Genomic DNA, 18780 nt, shown 5'->3' on the forward strand with positions numbered 1-18780 from the left:
CTTACTTATTTGTAGCTGCGGGCTTTGCACACAGTTATTCAAAGTGAGTCCCAACGCTGTTTCTTCCTTTGGCTTTGGTGAGGTCGTACAAGCTGTACTTGCGTATTAGTTTTTGACCACCGTCACGCGTTAAGGGAACCCAGCTAAAGGCTGCATACTTGGTGCTGGAGCGAGTAAGCATCATGTCGAAAGGAATTTTAATGTAAAAGCCTTTGTTAAAGCTGCCTTCACCATAGTCTTTCGCGCTTACATCTGTTTTGGTGAAAAATATACCTGCGATGGTGCCATTGTCGAATTCTCTTGATAAATTAACGGTAAAACCGCGATCTCCAGAGAGGTATTGACCCGCAGATAGCTCGGTATGGATGTTGTACCAGGGAGTCTGCCAATAGAGTGCCGCATGGCCTGTGGTTACTTCGTAATCTCTGAAGCCGAAACCGCGGTTAAAATCACGCTGTTTCACTCGGTTCATATCCACCCCAAAGGCAAAAGCGCTATTATAGGGCCGATACAGCCATTCACCACCAATTCCACCATACATAAATTCAAGGTAACCGCCATAATATTGGGCATAAAGGTTTTTACCATAACTATCGAACCAAGTGAGTTGTAAGTTAGATAAACCTACATCACTGTCGGTGAGGTATTCGCGAATATAGGTGCGAGAGCGGGGGATTGCGCCAGTGGTTTGATCAACTTTGTAATTGAATTTGTCGTAGTTATCGGCAACCGTCCATGAGGTGATTCCGTCAGCTTTAAGCTTATCAGTCAGTTGGTACTCACCGGCTAAATGTAGCGATAAGGCATAAAAGTAGAAAGTTTCGGGGCTACCGAGGCTTTGGGTTAAACCGGGATATAAGGATACATTCCAAGGTTTATGTTTGACCTCGGTGATAGAGCGTTTGTCGTTCGCTTGATGCGTATCTTCAAGCGCTTGTGTTTCGGCATACTTTAATGTTTGTAGCGGATCGAGTTGGTTGTTGGCCACTTGTAAAAATTTGTCCCGCTGGATGGTGGTTTGATAAAGCGGTAAATTTTGAGCATTTTCTATGATGTTAAATTCAGTGACAGACTCTGGCAGTCGATTACTGAGTACTCGGGCGATCCGCTGATCCGCTTCGCTACGGTCACGATATTTTATTTGCTCCCCAGTAATATCGGCTTGCTTTTCTGTGACGACCACTTGTTTTGCTAGTAGGCCCGCATTATCTGCAAGCGCCTCGACCAGTTCATCATAATCGGTGGTTGTGTGATTTGGTACTGTTTGGGCCTTAATCGGCTCTGGTGGTGCATCAAGTTTAATTTGATTGGGGACAGTTTGATAATTGGTGCGTAGTGTAAAACCAGCCATCACGGTATTGCCGCGCTCGTAACCGAGGCTGAATTGTACATAGTCTCCCCAAGAATATACCGCGCCAACATTGATCGGCAAGCTTTGAGTAAATTGGTTGCTTAAGCCTTCGTTTTGATAGTCATTCGAGTCATATTCGAGCTTGAGACTCAAACCCTGAATCGGCGTTTGATACTCTAGGCCAGCAAATAGGCCCACTTGCTCACCGCGGAAAAAATTACCAAAACCGACTTTGCCGCCCCGGTCATCATCACTAGCGGTCCAGGCTGGTCGATTACAAGCCCCTTCTTTAAGCTTACAGAAGGGATTGCTGATGCTGCTGCCATGGGCTAAGTAGCCCCAGCCCATGCCGAGAGTAAAATCAACTTTACCCCAGCGTTTACTCGCGGCGAGATATTCACTAGAGAATAAGCCTGTTCCACCAATATCTCGGAATCCAACGGCGACTTCAGGTAAATAATAGGATTCTTGCCAAAGCCTAAACTTGGCATCGAAGCCCTTATCTTTATAGCTTTGATCGCCACTATAGCCAGGGTAGGGGCTATATAAACGGTTTTCTACCGAGGTGTAGCGAATTACCCCTTCGAACCAAGGCACTGGCGTGACTGCTACGGCGCCTCGAATGTAAGGGTCAACGTAATTAATATTAAACGCAAACTCGCCCTCCGGACTCATTCTTGCCGACGGCATTTGCATCAAGCCTGCGCCACCATAGTCTGATTGGCTGGGGGCTGCCAAGCTAATATTGCTGCAGAGCGCGCAACTGATGGCGATGCTGACCAAGGAGATAGTATTGTTGCTTGTTATTGCGTTTATTCTGGGACGGTTGAATTTATTCACCTTGAGCGCTTCCTATGTATTGGTTCTGTAAAAGCTCAAGGTAGAGCTGGTTGATTTGTTGGTATTGCTTTGAAAACAGCTGAGACTTGGCTGGCACATAAATGATGCTACCTGGCGCAATTGGCTGGCTTTGCTGTTTGTTCCAATAAGCGATTGGCAGTTGTTGAATACTGCTATCGGGTTTAATCAGCAAAACATAGCTATTGTCCGCAAGATCGAAGGGCTGGTAAGTACTTAGGTACTTGGTGATATCTTGTTTGGGCTGGTGTGCCAGTTGTTGTGTCGGAATAAATCCAGTCATGCGGACAGTGCTTGGTCGAGTTGGAATGACCAATTGGTCATGCGCCTTAAGCAAGTAGTTTTGCTCTGGTGCCGCAAACACGCGATCGGGGTGCACAGGTACCGTATAGCGATTAGTGGGAATTATTGCAGAAACTTGTTGTTTGACTAAGCGCCATTGGTCGGCATATTTATCTTGCTCCATTTGTTGCTCAATTAATGCCAACAATTGCGTTTTTTTATCTTGGTAAATGGCTTGGTTGGTCGGACGTAGCCAAGCCATGGCATACCAATAATCATTGTCGCTGAGTTCAACTTGCATCATCACTTGGCTTAAACGTGAGTCAAGGGGGAGAGTATAGTCTTGAGTTGCTTGGCCTTGTTGAACGCTAACCACCATCGATGCGGCTGTTTGCTCATTTGCTGGCGCTTGACTTAAAGTTTCGGCGTCGCTTGTTACTATATGAAGGCTGGCAAGGGCTAGGCCTACATAAAGCAATTGGTTGGCGGCTTGAAAGGCTTTGTTATAAACCCGACGGCTCAGCGGTAAGTCCTTTGGTTGAGATGAAATAGCCAGATTTGGAGAGCTGCTCTCCTGTCGTTGGTTACGCAATAAGCGCATAAAATTCTTCCTTGTTAGCTCTGCAATGACGAATTAAATATCATCGTAATAAGGCATTAGCGTTTCTAAAAATATGATTGGTTGGTCGGGGCCAAGCTGTTGTTCGCTGCGCCAAACCACTTGTTTGTGATTGCTTTGTTCGACCCAGTACTGATTCGTGGTGTGAAAGTTGAGGCTGGGCACCGCTAATTGTTCGCTGATCCGTTGTACTCTTCGCTCGCTACCCGCGATCATTTGTGTGCTGGTTTCATGTGCTGTGAACGTGGAACGACTTGGTACGCTAAATAAACCTTCAGAAATAAAATCTCGGGTGGCTGAGAACGTGGCTTGTTTGCTTGCCGAGATTAATCCTAAAGTGAATGGATTTTGCCCTTGGTAGCGTACCCCGCTATTTGCAAAAGGGAGGCCGTCACTGCGAATGATTTGTCCGTTGCGAGTTACCAGGGTTATCCCGTCGGTGGCCGCCCAAACTCTTTCATCTTGATTGGCTTTGGCAAGGGCGATATAGGTTCGAGGATGCTCGCCGTATTTAATATAGAGGGCAGCGAAGCCCAAATCGAGACGTTGTTGTTCAGTGAGTTGCGCTTCGGGGAGGCCGTTGATGGCGATATCGACTAGTTCTTGACCACTTTTATAGTCTTGAGTACACCCTAACATGGTGCTTGAAAACAGGGCTGAAATTAATAATTTGCTTAAACGCATTTCCATTGCCTAAGGCTGTAAATATCGGCTTAGCTTAGCATTAGATGACAGCCGCTAAAAGAGTATGCTGCTGATTATCTTGACTCTTTAGTTATTTTGTTGATTGTTTACGCAATGCTTGTTGGTCTTGGGGGCAGATTTGAGTTGTAAGGGGGGCGCGGGACTATTGATCGCCAAGCTGCTAAACTTTGTCGATAGTTTATCGTAATAACTGAACTTGGGATAAGCCTTAGCGCCAATACGGCTTTTAAACTCTTATTTGCCTTAAATTGGTTTGCAATCTCGGTATTGTGAGCCAATTTATCTTGCTGAGAGCTTTAAGTTTGGTATTCGCTCACAGCCTTCAACAACGCGATTGCTATCGCTTTGTTGACGCTCATTATTCTAAGTGATGGATAGGAACATAGATGGCAAGTACCGCAGCTGCTTTACATATTTTGGTAAAGCACAAACAACAAGCAGAAGACATTATTCAGCAACTAAAAAAAGGGGCAAAGTTTCAGAGCTTAGCGAAGAAATATTCATCTTGTCCTTCGGGGAAAAAGGGCGGTGATTTAGGTGAGTTTCGTCGCGGCCAAATGGTGCCTCAGTTTGATAAGGTGTGTTTTAGTGGCGAGCTATTGGTGCCTCATTTGGTGAAAACCAAGTTTGGCTGGCATGTGGTTAAAGTGCTTTATCGAACCTAATTCGTTTATTTGGGCGCATGGTTTAAGATGAAGGGAGCGAACCATGGCGGTTTTTATCTAGGTTGGTCGAGCTAGCCTGAGGTTTCTCTGATATGCAGACTTTAACATTGATCCGCGGCTTACCCGGTAGCGGAAAATCAAGCCTTGCTGCTAGCTTAGCTGCGGTGCATCTCGAAGCCGATATGTACTTTGTCGATGCGCTGGGAAACTATCATTATCGGGGCGAAGAAATTGCACAGGCCCACCAGTGGTGTCAGCAGCAAACCGCAGCTTATTTAGCTTTAGCTAAGGATGTGGTAGTGGCTAATACCTTTGTTCGGCAATGGGAAATGGCGCCTTATCGGGCGTTGGCTAAACAATACGGTGCAACGCTCAAGATTATTTGCTGCACCGCAAATTATTCGAATATTCATGGCGTGAGTCTAGATACCATTGAAAAAATGCGTCAGCAATGGGAAGCCTAGTTTATCTCATTCTTCACAAATGAATCGACTGATAAAAAAGACGCCATTCGCGTCTTTTTTATCGCTTGTATATTTATGCTGGAGCCCTCTCTGCATACATGGCATTAATTTGTTCGGCAAAGCGATTCTCGATCACGGCACGGCGTAGTTTTAGGGTAGGGGTTAATTCACCTTGCTTCATACAGAATTCTCGAGGTAACAGGGTAAATTGTTTCACTTGCTCAAAGCGAGCGAGGTTGGTTTGTACCTGCTTGAGTTTGCTGGATATGAGGGCTTTGATTTCAGCATGTTCTAATAACTCGCTACGATGTTGCCATTTTATCCCGAGCTGTTTGGCGTGTAACTCCAAGGCTTCAAACGCGGGGACGATTAGCGCCGAGACAAAATGTCGTGCATCGGCAATAATTGCCACTTGTTCAAATAAGGGTTCACGGATCAGTGCGCCTTCTACCCGTTGCGGTGCTATATACTTACCACCCGAGGTTTTCATTAATTCTTTGATTCGCTCGGTCAATACCAGATTACCTTGCGCATCGATGGTTCCCGCATCGCCAGTATGCAACCAACCCCCAACAATCGTTTCGGCGGTGGCTTCTGGTTTATTAAAGTAGCCGCGCATGACGGTAGGGCCTTTGAGTAAAATTTCTCCTTGCTGGGAAATTTTAACTTGTAAGCCTTCGAGTGCTTGGCCAATCGAGCCCAGCTTTTGATGTCCTTCAGTGTAACAGGCGATGGTTGCGGTGGATTCGGTCATACCATATCCATAAACAATGGGAACTTCTATGCTTTGAAAGAACCGATTGATGTCATCGGCCAAACGCGCACCCGAGCAGGGGAGGATCCGCGCGGGTCCAAAGAAGCCGCGAATTTTGCTTAATACTAATCGGTCGGCGATTTGGTAGCGAAGCCTTAACCAAGGCGACTGCTTAGTTTGGTTTTGCTTGGCCTGCAGGCGGCTTTGGGCCACCGACATCGCCCAATAGAACAGGGTTTGGCGTGGTTTGGATGCCGTCGCGACTTTTTGCAAAATAGCTGCGTGAATTTTTTCGTATAAACGCGGTACGCTGCACATCAGTGTGGGTTGGGTTCTTGGTAAGGCTTGTTGTACCAGTGAAGGGTCTTCCAAATAGACGTTGGTTGCACCTTGAGATAGAACGTAATAGGTCCAGGCGCGTTCAAAAACATGACTAAGTGGTAAAAAACTTAATGAGGTATCGTTGCTTGTGACTTTGATCCGTTGTTGATGCATGGCAAAGGCTGCGGAAAAATTCGCATGATCGAGCATCACGCCTTTGGGATCGCCTGTTGTGCCAGAGGTGTAGATCAGCGTTGCCAAATCATCTGTTCGAAGGTTTTTTTGGCGAGCGTTAAACGGTTGTTCATCGGCGCTGTTGGCTAGGCTTAGTAGCTGTTGCCAGCTAAGAATGTTGGGCTGTTCCGTATATTCGCTGTCTTCAAAACAAATTACGGTTTCGATGTGTCCAGCTGCAAGTAACGCCACACCAGATTCAACTTGTTCGGCTTGCCCTACAAACAAGATCTTACAATTGGCATCAGCTAAGATGTATTGGCTTTGTTCTAGGGTATTGGTGGGGTAGATGGGTACCACGCAGCCGCCAGCCGCCAAAATACCGACATCCGCAATGGTCCATTCTGGCATGTTGGGCGACATAATCGCCACCCGTTCACCCTGCTGGTGACCTAAGTGAATTAAACCTTTGGCAATTTGAGTCCATTGCTGAGAAAAATCTTTCCATGAAAAACATTGCCAAGCTTGGTCCCGCCAGATCTTGAGCGCGACTTGTTGCGCTTGTAATTGCGCTTGCTGGCTGAGCAAGGTAACGATGTGTTGCATGTGTTCTTACCTGTAAATCGATGAAGGCAAACTGCCCAAATGTGGCTGCATTTTAGTGAGATTTAGTTCGGCGAACAAGTGTAAGCTAAAGTTATTTTGGAATAATGTTTCATTTAGTGAAATAGCAGCATAAAAGCTTCGCTATTTTAGTTGAGTTTGGGGGCTTGAGCGATGAGGCTTATTCTGAGCGCCATCCATTCACGGGCTAAATTTACAGAGTTGTTCAATCGAATTTTTCGAAACTGAGCCTGCTCCCAGTCTTGTGACTAGTGAATACATGCCATCACTGTTTTGAGTCCATGCTCTGCATATGTTGAGTGAGTTTGTTTCACGATTCTTCAATAGATGAGGCACTTAAGGTAAACGTTAACATTGCTGGGCTTGTTTGTTTTGTTTTGGGATTGGGCGTGGCAGAGAGTTAGTTGTGTTAAATATGCCTGATGAGCTAGCTCTATAGTTCTCGCTTTAATGCTCATTTGTAACAACTTCATCATTACATGCCCTTTGTTGTAGCAAAAATGTTTCGCTATCTTTAATTATTATCTCCAACTTTTAGGAAAGGATGACCGAGATCTCAACTCTTGAATGAATGGAGTGGAAACGTTTACCCTTTCATGTTTCAATAACGCAATTGGTAAGCTGAGTTATGTATTCTACTCAAGTTGAGTCGATCTACCTTCAGCTGCAGCGCATTGTAAATGGAGTATGTGATGAAAAAGATCTTGGTGACTGGCGGTATGGGCTACATTGGCAGTCATACTTGCGTGCAGATGATAGAGGCTGGCTTTACGCCGATCATCTTGGACAACCTAGCGAATAGTAAGCCAGAAGTACTCCTACGGATTGCCCGTCTTAGTGGTCATAAACCGATGTTTTACGAAGGTGATGTACGCGATCGTCGCTTATTAGACCAAATTTTCAGTGAACATCAAATTGAGTCCGTGATCCATTTTGCGGGACTAAAGGCGGTGGGAGAGTCGGTGCTAAAACCGTTTGAATACTATGATAACAATGTTTATGGCTCGTTAGTTTTAGCGGATGTGATGCGCCAGTCTGGTGTAAAAAGCCTGATTTTTAGCTCTTCTGCGACAGTTTATGGCGAACCGGAACATATGCCTATTGATGAAAGTTTTACGACCGGCGCGGTAACAAATCCCTATGGTCGAAGTAAATACATGGTGGAAGAATGCTTGCGAGATATTCAGCAAGCCGCGCCTGATTTGAGTATTGCCTTGCTACGTTACTTTAATCCAGTTGGTGCTCATCCGAGTGGTTTAATCGGGGAAGACCCTCAGGGGATCCCTAATAATTTAATGCCATTTATTGCGCAAGTGGCGGTAGGACGCCGGGAAAGTTTGTCTATATTTGGTGATGATTACCTTACCGCCGATGGTACCGGGGTGCGTGATTACATTCATGTGATGGACTTAGCCGATGGGCATATCGCGACCTTAAAGGCGGTAGCTCAAACGGCCGGCTTGCATATCTTCAATTTGGGCACAGGAAAGGGAAGTTCGGTCTTGGAAATGGTGAAAGCATTTGAGGAAGCCTGTGGACATCCAATTCCCTATCAAATTTGCCCTCGTCGCGGCGGTGATATTAGTGAATGTTGGGCCGCGACCGATAAGGCGGCACAGTTATTGGGCTGGAAAGCTAGTCGAAGTATTGAGCAGATGAGTGCTGACACATGGCACTGGCAATCGAAGAATCCTAATGGTTATGAGCAATAAACATTTATTTAGAGTGCGTCTAGATCGACGCCTTTAACGGAGTAGAGAACAATTATGTTAGATCAGGTATTTGACCCAACTGAACATCCGCATCGTCGGTATAACCCCTTAAGTGGCCAGTGGATTTTAGTTTCGCCGCATCGGGCTAAGCGCCCATGGAGCGGTCAAGATGAAACGCCCTCAAAGGAAGCACTGGCCAGTTATGATGCGGGTTGCTTCTTGTGCCCTACTAATACGCGTATCTCTGGGGACAAAAATCCAGACTACCAAGGCACTTATGTTTTTAGTAACGATTTCGCTGCTTTGATGACCGATTCTCCTGATGTTCCAAAATCAGACAACCCTTTATTTGTGAGTCAACAAGCACGGGGTTTAAGTCGAGTGATTTGTTTCTCGCCAGATCACAGTAAAACCTTACCTGAGTTGCCAGTGAGCGCGATCCGTAGCGTTATCGATACATGGAATGAGCAGATTGAAGCGCTGGGTAAGGACTATTTATGGGTACAAGCCTTCGAAAATAAAGGCGAAACCATGGGTTGTTCTCAACCACATCCGCATGGGCAAATTTGGGCGAACAGTTTTTTACCCAATGAAATTGAGCGCAAAGACCAACATTTGCGAGCCTACTATCAGCAGCATGGTCGCAATTTACTCTTGGATTATGTGACTCAGGAGCAAGCCAAAGGGATCCGCATCGTGGTTGAGACTGAACATTGGTTAGCGTTGGTACCTTACTGGGCGGCTTGGCCATTTGAAACCATGTTGTTACCCAAAACTCATATTCGCCGGATGAGTGAGTTGTCGAACGAACAGCGTGATGATTTGGCTCTTGCCATTAAAAAATTGACCAGCCGTTATGACAATTTGTTTCAGTGTTCCTTCCCATATTCGATGGGCTGGCACTACGCCCCTTTCTTTAAAGACGGGGATACCTCAACAGAACATTGGCAGTTGCATGCTTTGTTCTATCCACCTTTGCTGCGTTCTGCCAGTGTTCGCAAGTTTATGGTGGGTTATGAAATGTTGGCGGAAAGCCAACGAGATTTGACTGCGGAACAAGCCGCCGCTCGTTTACGAGATCTAAGTGACGTGCATTATAAACAACAAGATCAACCACAAGGGGTTAACCATGACTAATCGCACTCAACGATTGATTGACAAAGTCTCCGCGGCTTTTATGGAAATGACCGGGGCCTCTGCGAGTTATTTTATTCAGGCGCCAGGGCGAGTGAATCTAATTGGTGAGCATACCGATTATAACGATGGTTTTGTATTGCCCTGTGCCATTGATTATCAAGCCGTCGTCGCGGCAGCACCGCGTAGTGATAGCATGGTACGAGTGATATCGGTAGATTATAATAATCAAATTAATGAGTTTGATATTACTCAGGCCTTGCTGTTTGATCAAAACTGTATGTGGGTGAACTATGTTAGAGGCGTGATTAGCTGTCTATTAAATAAAGGCTATCAATTGGGTGGTGCCGATATTGCCGTGAGTGGCAATGTCCCACAAGGCGCGGGTTTAAGTTCATCGGCTGCTTTAGAAGTGGTTATTGGACAAACCTTTAAGACTCTATTTGATTTAGCTATTACTCAGCAAGAAATCGCTTTAATTGGTCAGGCCGCGGAGAATAACTTCGTCGGTTGTAATTGCGGCATTATGGATCAGCTGATTTCGGCAGAGGGACAGGCCAATCATGCATTATTAATTGATTGCCGCTCTTTAGAGACTACCGCAGTCGCCATGCCCGAAGAAATGGCGGTGGTGATTATTAACTCCAATAAAAAACGCGGCCTGGTTGACAGTGAATACAATACTCGCCGCGAGCAGTGTGAAGCAGCGGCACGCGGTTTGGGGGTAAGCGCTTTACGGGATGTGAGCGAAACCTTATTTAACGAGAAAGCAGCGACGCTTGAGCCGATAGTAGCCAAACGAGCTAGACACGTCATTACTGAAAATGCCCGTACTTTGGCCGCAGCCGAGGCCCTAAAAGCCAATGATATGGCTAAGCTGAGTGTGTTAATGGAGCAATCACATGCCTCGATGCGTGATGATTTTGAAATTACCGTGCCTGAGGTGGACGCGCTGGTGGATATTGTGAAGCAACAAATTGGCGCGCAAGGCGGAGTAAGAATGACTGGTGGTGGCTTTGGTGGTTGCGTTGTTGCTCTTATGCCACCGTCTTTGGTCGATGGTGTATGCCAAGCGGTCGAGCAATATTATCAGGCTCAAACTGGTTTAAAAGAAACTATTTACGTGTGTAAAGCGATGACGGGCGCGGGAACTATCGTGTCATAGCTGTTCATTCGTTGACTGCTCTATTTGGCGCAGGGTTAGCGATGAGCCGTTGTTATCATTTACTTGGTGTTTTTCAACATAAACCTCGACGTCGTTCGAGGTTTTTGATTTTCTAAGTTGTTATACATCTACGAGTCTCGGCAAAATTTTAGTTTGCGCCGAAGATCTTGAGGAAAGTAAAACGAAATGGCGTCCCCTGCGAGATTCGAACTCACGTCTAAGACTTAGGAGGTCCTTGTTCTATCCAACTGAACTAAGGGGACGGGATGGTTCTGCAAACCCTATATTACAGTACTTGGTGTTGCGGCGTTCATTATACCCAGCTTTAAACGTATGAAAAGCTTCGGCTAACTGTTTGATTACTTCATCGCCAAGTTAAAAGCTAGGGATTTTACGTTTCCCAGAGCATTAGCATAAGTTGAACTACAAGTATGTCACTTGGTTTTATAAGCCAAGTACGCTCAAGCTTTCTTTCAAGGAAAAAGGACCGGGATCTTTGGCTCCTTCGGAGCGGGTCGAATATTTAGTTAAGTCATTTTTTCATCGTTCGTGGCTTAGCCTCTGTTCAATGGATCTAAAGCGATTGGTATGGCAATCATCAAAGACAGACAGCGCTAACTTTTATTGTTTACTCACCAAATCGCCAAGTTGGATGTTAGCAGTCATGGTTGGATCGACGGCGACCACAATGGCACTTTGTTGGTAAATCTGCTCAATGCGTACCATGCTATCGGCAATATGTTGTTCTTGTCTGGGAATCTCCCATTGTCCCCAATGATAATTTTGATGGATCAGACTTAATAACATCCCCGGATTTAGTTGATTGGCATGACCTAGGTTAATTTGCCAGCGGTCCGGTCCGAGAACCTTCACGATACTCCCCTGTAAAGGCTGGCAGGCGAGTAAGGCATCCACCTCCGAAATCACCGTTTGCAGGGTATCATTCACCGTTTGCCCATAAGCTGAGCGCCAAAATTTAGCCGAGTGAGGTGAGACAATTTCACGCGCGTCAAATTCCCAAGGGGCATTCACCGAAAAACGTTTGTTGTAAATCTCTTCTAGGTCGATGGCGTTATAGACTCGCACATTAATAATGAAATAGCGTTGGGGGTAACTAAAGTTAAAGTGTTTGGGAGCGTAGTCTTGATCTAGTGAAATATTTTCCAGCTCGATCCCTAAAAGGTATTGGGCACCATAACGATGAGCAATATCTTTAATCGCAATAAAGTCATGCACTCCCGGTTGATGGTAGTTTAATGGTAATTTGGGAGGGTGCTTAATATTAAACTGACTCCCTAACTGGCGGGCAATATCATAGGTCCGTTGCTCCACGGCGGGTGATATTTCGTGAATTTGTCCTACTCGTACTTGATTCTGTTGTTTTAAGTAAGGAGGGAGTAACAACAGGTTTTTACTAAAGCCACTGGCTTTACATTGGCCTGTGGCCGGGAAAACATCGGCCTGTAAGACCACAAAGTACTGCTGTCCCCGACGGCCTTCATCTAATACTTTTAAGTTATGCAACGAGCCTTTCGAGACAACTTCCAATTGATCAAGGGTGAGTCTGCCTTCGGTCACCTGACTAATACTGGTTACCGAGGCGCCAGAATACAGAAGTAGCTGTTTGACCGCTTCTTGGGTGGCATTGCTGCGTGCCTGCTCAACATCTTGGCTGATGATGGTCGCGTGACCTTTTGCCTCGTACCACACTGCTTGACTGGGAATGCTAACTAGCATCGCGATCATTAAAATTAATAGTTTCATAAGGCCCTCCTCGTCACTAACTAGCAATAACTGTACCTAAAAAAAGCGTTATTTTTTTGACTGGAATGGTTATTGCTTAATAGTGTTTAGTCGGAGGAGATTACTATGCGTTATACGACTTTACTACTGGCGGTGCTTGCGTTACAAGGATGCAATACCAGCTTACACCATATTACTAATTATCCTTATGTTGAACCAAGGGAACAACAAGATGCAGTATTGTACGCACATGTCGATAATCTTTCTAAGCAGTTAACCGATGATTTAGAGTTGAGTGCTACAGATACGGTCGCGATTAGTTCAGTGGTTGATTTGGACAACTTGCAATCCAGTGATGGATTTGGGCGGCAAATTGCAGAGGCAATGTTTGCCGCTTTATCCCGAGAGGGGATCCATACGGTTGAGGCAAGACTCACCGGACGTTTACAGATGGACCCCGGCTACGGTGAATTTTCTTTATCGCGCGATGCCGAACTTTTACGCGAACAAATGCAAATAAGCTATGTGGTAGTTGGTAGTTTTCAACGAACAACCTCTGGGCGGCATGTGAATTTGCGGCTAGTAAATTTAGCCAGTCAACAAGTGGTGTCGGCCGCTTATCAATTTATTCCAAATAGCGCAGGAGCAAGCTCTCCTCGAGTCACAAGCATGAATGGGAGCTTACAACGCCATGAACAAACTGTACTTTAAAATATGGTCTTTTAGCTTAGCACTATTGTTATTGCTATCTTGTACTCCGACGACTCAGGTCAAGCAGGTTGAATGGACTTATCAGCCTCCTGGCGATTTTACGGTAGTGAATGCGGTTGGTTATGCGCCAATTAGTCAACAAAGGGGAGCCGATAAATCAACCAAGCAATTACGGGCGATGAAAGCCTCTAAGCTGGATGCTTACCGTGAATTATCCGAGCAAGTTTATGGGCAACACATTGATAGTACCGCTACTGTGAGTGATTTGGTGTTAGGCAATGAACGTTTAGCGGCTTCGGTGGCTGGGGTAATTCGAGGTGCGAAGGTGATTAATGCCTATGCTGTTGATGATGTGTATGTGACCGAATTACAACTTGATTTTAGGGAGGTATATCGGGTTACTATGTCAATGGCTCCAACTCGGCACCTAGAGAGTCAAAAAACCATACAATTTTAGTAAAGAATTTCGCTTTCATGCCGATATCTTAAGCGTAATGGACGATTAAGGACGTGACATGAAAGGTATTATACTGGTTGCCATGACCACCTCGATGTTGTTGGGGTGCTCCAATAGCTCTTCGATGCAGAAAGTGATGGTGGTGGATCCTTCGAATAACGTAAGTCCGGCTAAAAATGCGCGTTATCTAGAGGGACTGGTGGATGAAGATGGCCAACTGTTTTTAAGCAGTGCACCGAGCCGCTTAGCAAATCCGCCAGAGACTATGAAGAGTGACCCTGATGCTAAAAAAACATTGACCGATTATGTCAATATGATGTCACAGCGTTTGGTTTCTAGCTCTCAATTTGTAAACGCAGACACACCAATCGGGGTTGCCTCATTTGTGCCTCTTGATAACCTACGTACCACCGACCTGTTTGGTATGCAAATTGCCGAAAGTTTTGTGTATGAGATGCAGCAAAGTGGCTTTTCTGTGATTGACTATAAAACCACTGGCTTTATTCGTATTACGCCTGAAGGTGATTTTGTTTACAGCCGAAATGTGAAAGAGTTAGCTAAACGTTTACCAATAGAATACCTGTTAGTGGGCACTTTTAGTAAGTCTAACGATGGGATCTTAGTGAACGCGAGAATTGTTGGTGCTCAATCTAAAGTGGTGGTTGCATCGGCGCAAGAATGGATCCCCAATGAAGTTTACCAAAGTAAAGTGCCAACTCCAGTGAAGCGCGATGGTGTGATGATCATCGAAGCGCGTAAACAAGCTGCGAGTAAACCGATGGCTCCAATGGGGGAGCGGGGGTAGCGTTTCTCGTCTATTACATTCATGGAAAACCGCACCTTGCAGTGCGGTTTTTTGTTTTTAAAGTCTGCCTATCTTTTTCGATTGATTTTTGTCTAATATAAAAAGTGTTTTAACTAAGCCTGAAATATGAAATTCAGTCAGTGAAGCTCTCTTCATAGAGCGAATGTTGCATTTTACTGGGTGATACTTTTTGCGGTGACTTTCGATATATTTGCCCTCTGTTCCGTTCGTCTGACAGCTTTTGATTTAACAGTCAATAATCAGTAATCATGGTCATACTCCTATTTTTAACGGCATTAAAATCTAGCGCTTAAGTTGCTATCAATGGTGGCTTACCATTGATGGTTTATCGCTGACAAAGCTCGCAGTACATCTGAAGTAGTGAAGCTGATTATATGACTAGGTCCTTTAGGGGATACCTTTAACACCATGAACTTGCCGTCAAAAGTAAGACCATGAACTTGATGATATCTCCTATTTTATTCAGCGAATGGAGATCTCACGGTGAAGAGATAATATATCGTAGAACAATTAGGCCTTATGGATTAGATGGTATGGTCGATGATATTTGTTTGCCGTAAAACCTCTGGTATTTTTTATTATTGGCGGAGTATATTTGTGGGATTTGAAGTCAATGAAGCTAAGCTAGCGATTTAATTTAGGGGGAGCTTTTCTTGTGGGAGTAAGGGGTCTAATTACATGGCTGTTCGAGCAATCACAGCTAGGCTTTAAAGCCTTTTCCCATACGCTGTGAGCTATGTTTCTTGCCTAATTTATCGTAAGTTGTGGCATTTTGGTTTTGTAGCTGGTCAATCACCGCGCTCAGTTGGCGAACTTTTTCGTTGCTTGCTTGAATAATTTCGCCATTAATGGTGTTTAACTCTTGGCACTGCTTGAGTAATTGTTGGATCCGCTCAACTTGCTCGGCTAACTCAGGAACGTCAATTAATTGTTGAGTTTGTTCCGACGATTCTAAATCATGATCAGCCTGAGTGATTGCAGTTAAAGCTTGTTCTTTTTGTGAAGCGATTGCGTATAAGGCAATTGTATCATCACCAGCTAAGGCGTGCTTTTCTTGTTCTAAAAGAGAAAGCAGCAAATTAAGTTGCTGCTCTTGAGTATTCAGTAGGGCTACGATCATTGGCTAATTATCCAAAAGCTTTATTAAACTCACTTTCAAAGTCACCCATTTTTTGGGCTACCTTATTGGCATCAATTTGATAAGTACCATCGGTCACAGCTTGCTTGATTGATTCTAACTTAGAACTTCTGCTGTCAGAATCGTTGAGCAAATTCTGCTGAATACGGTTGAGTTGTTGTGCTTCGTTGGTAAGCATAACTGAATCCTGGGCTGCAGCAGAACTAGCAGTTGAACGTTGTTCAGTGCTTTCTTTCGTCCCTTTGTCGGTGACTCGGTTAGAGTCAAGCTGACTTGGACGGCTTCCACCTAAGTTATTAATGTTTAAAGCCATAATGGCGCCCCACAGTTAATCAATTTTCGTATTCAATATAGCTATCGGCTTTCAATGTCAAAACTTGAGAAAAAATTTAAAGTTTTATCTCAACTAAACCTAAGGCCTTTATCCGACCAGTGACTAGGCGTTGTGACTTATTGTTTCTCACTTTTATGGTATCACCGATACTACCACTAGACAAAGCCGTTCCCTGAGTGCTAACACTTAAACCGCCTGCACCGGCAGAAATTATCACAGCATCTCCTTTACATACTAAGCAAATATCGCGCCCATTTATTATTTGGTCTTTTCTTAAACTCCGTTTAAGCTTAGCACCTAATAGCGAGCTAAGTTCGGTAAAGTAGCTTCCGCGTAAGCGATTTTCCGGTAAATAAGATAGACTTAAGTGTTGTTTAGTTAATACGGCTCCTTCTTGAAGAGGACCGTTGGCAATCACAACCAATAATAATACTTGTTTTCTGACAGGGATGTATAATCGCCAATTGGTTTCGTCTGTGCAACTGACGAGAACACTAGTATTACGCCTTATCTCACCGTTTGCTAAGCTGTAGCTAAAGCCACTAGGGCAGTTAGGTATAGCGATGCGTTCATCCAATTGATTAGCGGTTAACTCAATTTTTTGATCGGGCTTGTGAGTGATGTGAGAGTCGACAAAATCGATAGCTGATTGTTCCAGCTGCTGGTGTAACTCGCTAGTGTGAGCTATAAGACTAAAGAAAATTAATAGTAACGCGGTGATAAATTTTTTTAGCATTTCTTATATGATACCGATTAAAGCAAAGTAACAATTGGCTTTTTTGTCTATGCTTAACAAGTTGGCACTAGGTTAAACGGCGTCAAAAAAACGGCTATTAAGTAAGATTAAGTATTAGTATACAGGGGTAAGCAAAGTTAATGCCCTTTTCTAGGTCTAAGGAGTGACAAACGTATGGCGGGTATTTTAGATTCGGTAAACCAACGGACTCAGTTGGTTGGGCAAAATCGCCTAGAATTGTTGTTGTTTAGGTTAAATGGTTCTCAGCGCTACGGTATTAATGTTTTTAAAGTGAAAGAGGTATTACAATGTCCTCCGCTAACTGCATTACCTAAGCTTAATCCTGTGATCCGCGGTGTGGCGCATATTCGAGGTCAAACCATCTCCGTTATCGACTTAAGTTCAGCGACTGGCGGCCGACCTATCGAAGATCTTTCTAAGTGTTTTATTATTATTTCTGAGTATAACCGTTCGGTCCAAGGCTTTTTAGTGGGCTCAGTTGAAAGAATTGTTAATATGAATTGGGAAGATATTCTGCCACCACCAAAAGGAGCTGGTAAATTTAACTATCTGACAGCGGTTACCGAAGTAGAAAAAGAATTGGTTTCTATTTTGGATGTAGAAAAAATCTTAGACGAAATTTCTCCTGTAAGCACTACCGTGAGTCAGACGATTGTCGATGAAGCAACCGAAAATGTTAAAAACGACAAAAAAGTATTGGTGGTTGATGATTCATCGGTTGCGCGTAATCAGGTTAAAAGAGCGGTGACGTCTTTGGGTGTTGAGACGATCCTTTGCCAAGATGGGCGTGAAGCTTATGAATTATTGGTGAACATGGCAAAAGATGGGCCGATTACTGATCAAATAGCTTTAGTTATTTCAGATATAGAAATGCCAGAGATGGATGGTTATACATTGACCGCAGAGGTGCGCTCTCATCCAGACTTAAAGAATTTACATATAATCTTACATACTTCGCTCAGTGGAGTATTCAATCAGGCGATGGTAAATAAAGTTGGTGCTAATGCCTTCGTTGCTAAATTTAATCCTGACGAGTTGGCTGCGGCTGTTCGTCAATCGTTATAGAAGAGTGTGGACGCATTTGTGAGAACAATCACTGACGATGTATATAAACAGTTCTGTGGCTTTTTAGAGAAGCAATGTGGAATTGTATTAGGCGATAACAAACAGTATTTAGTGAAAAGTCGTCTGTCTCCGCTAATGGCTCAGTACTCTATCGCAAGTTTAACCGAGTTGGTTCAAAAAGCGATGAGTTTACGCGAGCGAGATCTCCGTGCTTCGGTGGTCGATGCGATGACAACCAACGAAACCTTATGGTTTCGTGATACTTATCCTTTTCAGTTATTGGGTGATAAGCTTTTTCCTGAATTTCAAAAACTCACTCGGCCAGTTAAAATTTGGTCGGCGGCTAGTTCATCGGGACAAGAGCCTTATTCAATCATGATGACCGCTCTTGAATATCAAGCGAGAAAACCTGGTGCTTTATCGATGGGCGTTCAAGTGGTAGGGACCGATATTTCGCCGTCAATGTTGGAACATTGTAAGCGTGGAGAATACGATTCTTTAGCTTTAGCGCGTGGTTTATCGCCTGAACGTAAACGTCAATTTTTTGAAGCCACCAGTGATGGTCGTTTTCGAGTGAATGACAAAGTTAGAAAGAATGTCAATTTTCGCCCCCTAAATTTACTCGATAGTTATTCATTAATGGGTAAGTTTGACATTATTTTCTGTCGAAATGTGCTTATCTATTTTAACGCTGAAGTAAAATCTAAGATTTTGAATCAATTTGCTCAGGCTTTAAATCCTAATGGCTATTTGATGCTGGGCGCTTCCGAGTCAATTACTGGTTTAACCGATCGATTTAATATGTTGCGATGTAATCCCGGCATTGTATATCAACTGAAATAATTTCAACGATAGAGCGGCAGAATAGGCAACTCTTGCCGCTTTTTGCCGCTAAAGGTCCTTAAGTATTCAGTGCTTCGC

18 protein-coding genes and 1 tRNA gene are annotated in these 18780 nt (G+C 44.3%); 10 read left to right on the plus strand and 9 right to left on the minus strand.

Annotation, left to right across the window (positions count from 1 at the left end):
• Positions 1-34: 34 nt before the first annotated feature.
• Genes ACRRS1_RS08755 through ACRRS1_RS08765 form a run of 3 tightly spaced genes read right to left on the minus strand, consistent with a single transcriptional unit; the run spans position 35 to position 3794 of the window.
• Positions 35-2191, minus strand: a complete 2157-nt coding sequence (locus ACRRS1_RS08755; RefSeq protein ID WP_432467980.1) for a YjbH domain-containing protein — start codon at positions 2189-2191, stop codon at positions 35-37.
• Positions 2184-3092, minus strand: coding sequence for a capsule biosynthesis GfcC family protein (locus tag ACRRS1_RS08760; protein ID WP_432467979.1), 909 nt, complete (start codon positions 3090-3092; stop codon positions 2184-2186). Before ACRRS1_RS08760 ends, ACRRS1_RS08755 begins: the two co-directional genes overlap by 8 nt.
• 33 nt (positions 3093-3125) lie before the next feature.
• Complete coding sequence (locus ACRRS1_RS08765; protein ID WP_432467978.1) at positions 3126-3794, minus strand: YjbF family lipoprotein; 669 nt, start codon at positions 3792-3794, stop codon at positions 3126-3128.
• A 407-nt stretch (positions 3795-4201) separates the two neighbouring features.
• Here ACRRS1_RS08765 and ppiC point away from each other — a divergent pair, with 407 nt between their 5' ends.
• Positions 4202-4480, plus strand: coding sequence for a peptidylprolyl isomerase PpiC (gene ppiC, locus ACRRS1_RS08770; protein ID WP_432453550.1), 279 nt, complete (start codon positions 4202-4204; stop codon positions 4478-4480).
• A 92-nt stretch (positions 4481-4572) separates the two neighbouring features.
• A complete protein-coding gene (locus tag ACRRS1_RS08775) occupies positions 4573-4944 on the plus strand; it encodes an ATP-binding protein (RefSeq protein WP_432467977.1) in 372 nt (123 codons plus the stop codon).
• A gap of 73 nt (positions 4945-5017) precedes the next feature.
• On the opposite strand, the gene ACRRS1_RS08780 is transcribed toward ACRRS1_RS08775, so the two are convergent.
• Entirely contained in the window at positions 5018-6799 is a 1782-nt protein-coding gene (locus tag ACRRS1_RS08780) for an AMP-dependent synthetase/ligase (RefSeq protein ID WP_432467976.1), read from the minus strand.
• A 710-nt stretch (positions 6800-7509) separates the two neighbouring features.
• Here ACRRS1_RS08780 and galE point away from each other — a divergent pair.
• Genes galE through galK form a run of 3 tightly spaced genes read left to right on the plus strand, consistent with a single transcriptional unit; the run spans position 7510 to position 10828 of the window.
• Entirely contained in the window at positions 7510-8529 is a 1020-nt protein-coding gene (galE, locus tag ACRRS1_RS08785) for a UDP-glucose 4-epimerase GalE (protein ID WP_432467975.1), read from the plus strand.
• Positions 8530-8583: 54 nt separating this feature from the next.
• Positions 8584-9666, plus strand: coding sequence for a UDP-glucose--hexose-1-phosphate uridylyltransferase (locus ACRRS1_RS08790; RefSeq protein WP_432467974.1), 1083 nt, complete (start codon positions 8584-8586; stop codon positions 9664-9666).
• Positions 9659-10828 (plus strand): galactokinase, encoded by a 1170-nt coding sequence (galK, locus tag ACRRS1_RS08795; protein ID WP_432467973.1) that lies wholly within the window; start codon positions 9659-9661, stop codon positions 10826-10828. Before ACRRS1_RS08790 ends, galK begins: the two co-directional genes overlap by 8 nt.
• 187 nt (positions 10829-11015) lie before the next feature.
• Here galK and ACRRS1_RS08800 read toward each other — a convergent pair.
• Positions 11016-11091, minus strand: a tRNA-Arg gene (locus tag ACRRS1_RS08800).
• Positions 11092-11449: 358 nt separating this feature from the next.
• The gene (locus ACRRS1_RS08805) at positions 11450-12592 is read right to left on the minus strand and encodes a flagellar assembly protein T N-terminal domain-containing protein (protein ID WP_432467972.1); all 1143 of its coding nucleotides are present in this window, start codon (positions 12590-12592) and stop codon (positions 11450-11452) included.
• Between the two features lie 105 nt (positions 12593-12697).
• Between ACRRS1_RS08805 and ACRRS1_RS08810 the strand changes: the two genes are divergently transcribed.
• From ACRRS1_RS08810 to ACRRS1_RS08820, 3 genes are read left to right on the plus strand one after another with little or no spacing between them, the layout of a single operon-like run.
• Entirely contained in the window at positions 12698-13282 is a 585-nt protein-coding gene (locus tag ACRRS1_RS08810; RefSeq protein ID WP_432453543.1) for a FlgO family outer membrane protein, read from the plus strand.
• Positions 13263-13739 carry an LPP20 family lipoprotein gene (locus ACRRS1_RS08815; protein ID WP_432453542.1) on the plus strand — a complete coding sequence of 159 codons (477 nt, stop codon included), beginning with the start codon at positions 13263-13265 and terminating at the stop codon, positions 13737-13739. Before ACRRS1_RS08810 ends, ACRRS1_RS08815 begins: the two co-directional genes overlap by 20 nt.
• 58 nt (positions 13740-13797) lie before the next feature.
• On the plus strand, positions 13798-14544 hold the full coding sequence (locus ACRRS1_RS08820; RefSeq protein WP_432453541.1) for a FlgO family outer membrane protein: 747 nt from the start codon (positions 13798-13800) through the stop codon (positions 14542-14544).
• Positions 14545-15265: 721 nt separating this feature from the next.
• Here ACRRS1_RS08820 and flgN read toward each other — a convergent pair.
• The 3 genes from flgN to flgA form a co-directional block, all read right to left on the minus strand.
• A complete protein-coding gene (flgN, locus tag ACRRS1_RS08825; protein WP_432453540.1) occupies positions 15266-15685 on the minus strand; it encodes a flagellar export chaperone FlgN in 420 nt (139 codons plus the stop codon).
• Between the two features lie 7 nt (positions 15686-15692).
• Entirely contained in the window at positions 15693-16016 is a 324-nt protein-coding gene (flgM, locus tag ACRRS1_RS08830) for a flagellar biosynthesis anti-sigma factor FlgM (RefSeq protein WP_432453539.1), read from the minus strand.
• A gap of 76 nt (positions 16017-16092) precedes the next feature.
• Positions 16093-16773 carry a flagellar basal body P-ring formation chaperone FlgA gene (gene flgA / locus ACRRS1_RS08835; protein WP_432462994.1) on the minus strand — a complete coding sequence of 227 codons (681 nt, stop codon included), beginning with the start codon at positions 16771-16773 and terminating at the stop codon, positions 16093-16095.
• Between the two features lie 174 nt (positions 16774-16947).
• Here flgA and ACRRS1_RS08840 point away from each other — a divergent pair, with 174 nt between their 5' ends.
• Together ACRRS1_RS08840 and ACRRS1_RS08845 are read left to right on the plus strand one after the other, a co-directional pair.
• On the plus strand, positions 16948-17859 hold the full coding sequence (locus ACRRS1_RS08840) for a chemotaxis protein CheV (RefSeq protein ID WP_432462995.1): 912 nt from the start codon (positions 16948-16950) through the stop codon (positions 17857-17859).
• Between the two features lie 18 nt (positions 17860-17877).
• Entirely contained in the window at positions 17878-18702 is an 825-nt protein-coding gene (locus ACRRS1_RS08845; protein WP_432462996.1) for a CheR family methyltransferase, read from the plus strand.
• Positions 18703-18780 lie beyond the last annotated feature (78 nt).

Origin of the sequence: Agarivorans sp. Z349TD_8 (assembly GCF_050870825.2) — a bacterium.
Taxonomy (GTDB): domain Bacteria; phylum Pseudomonadota; class Gammaproteobacteria; order Enterobacterales; family Celerinatantimonadaceae; genus Agarivorans.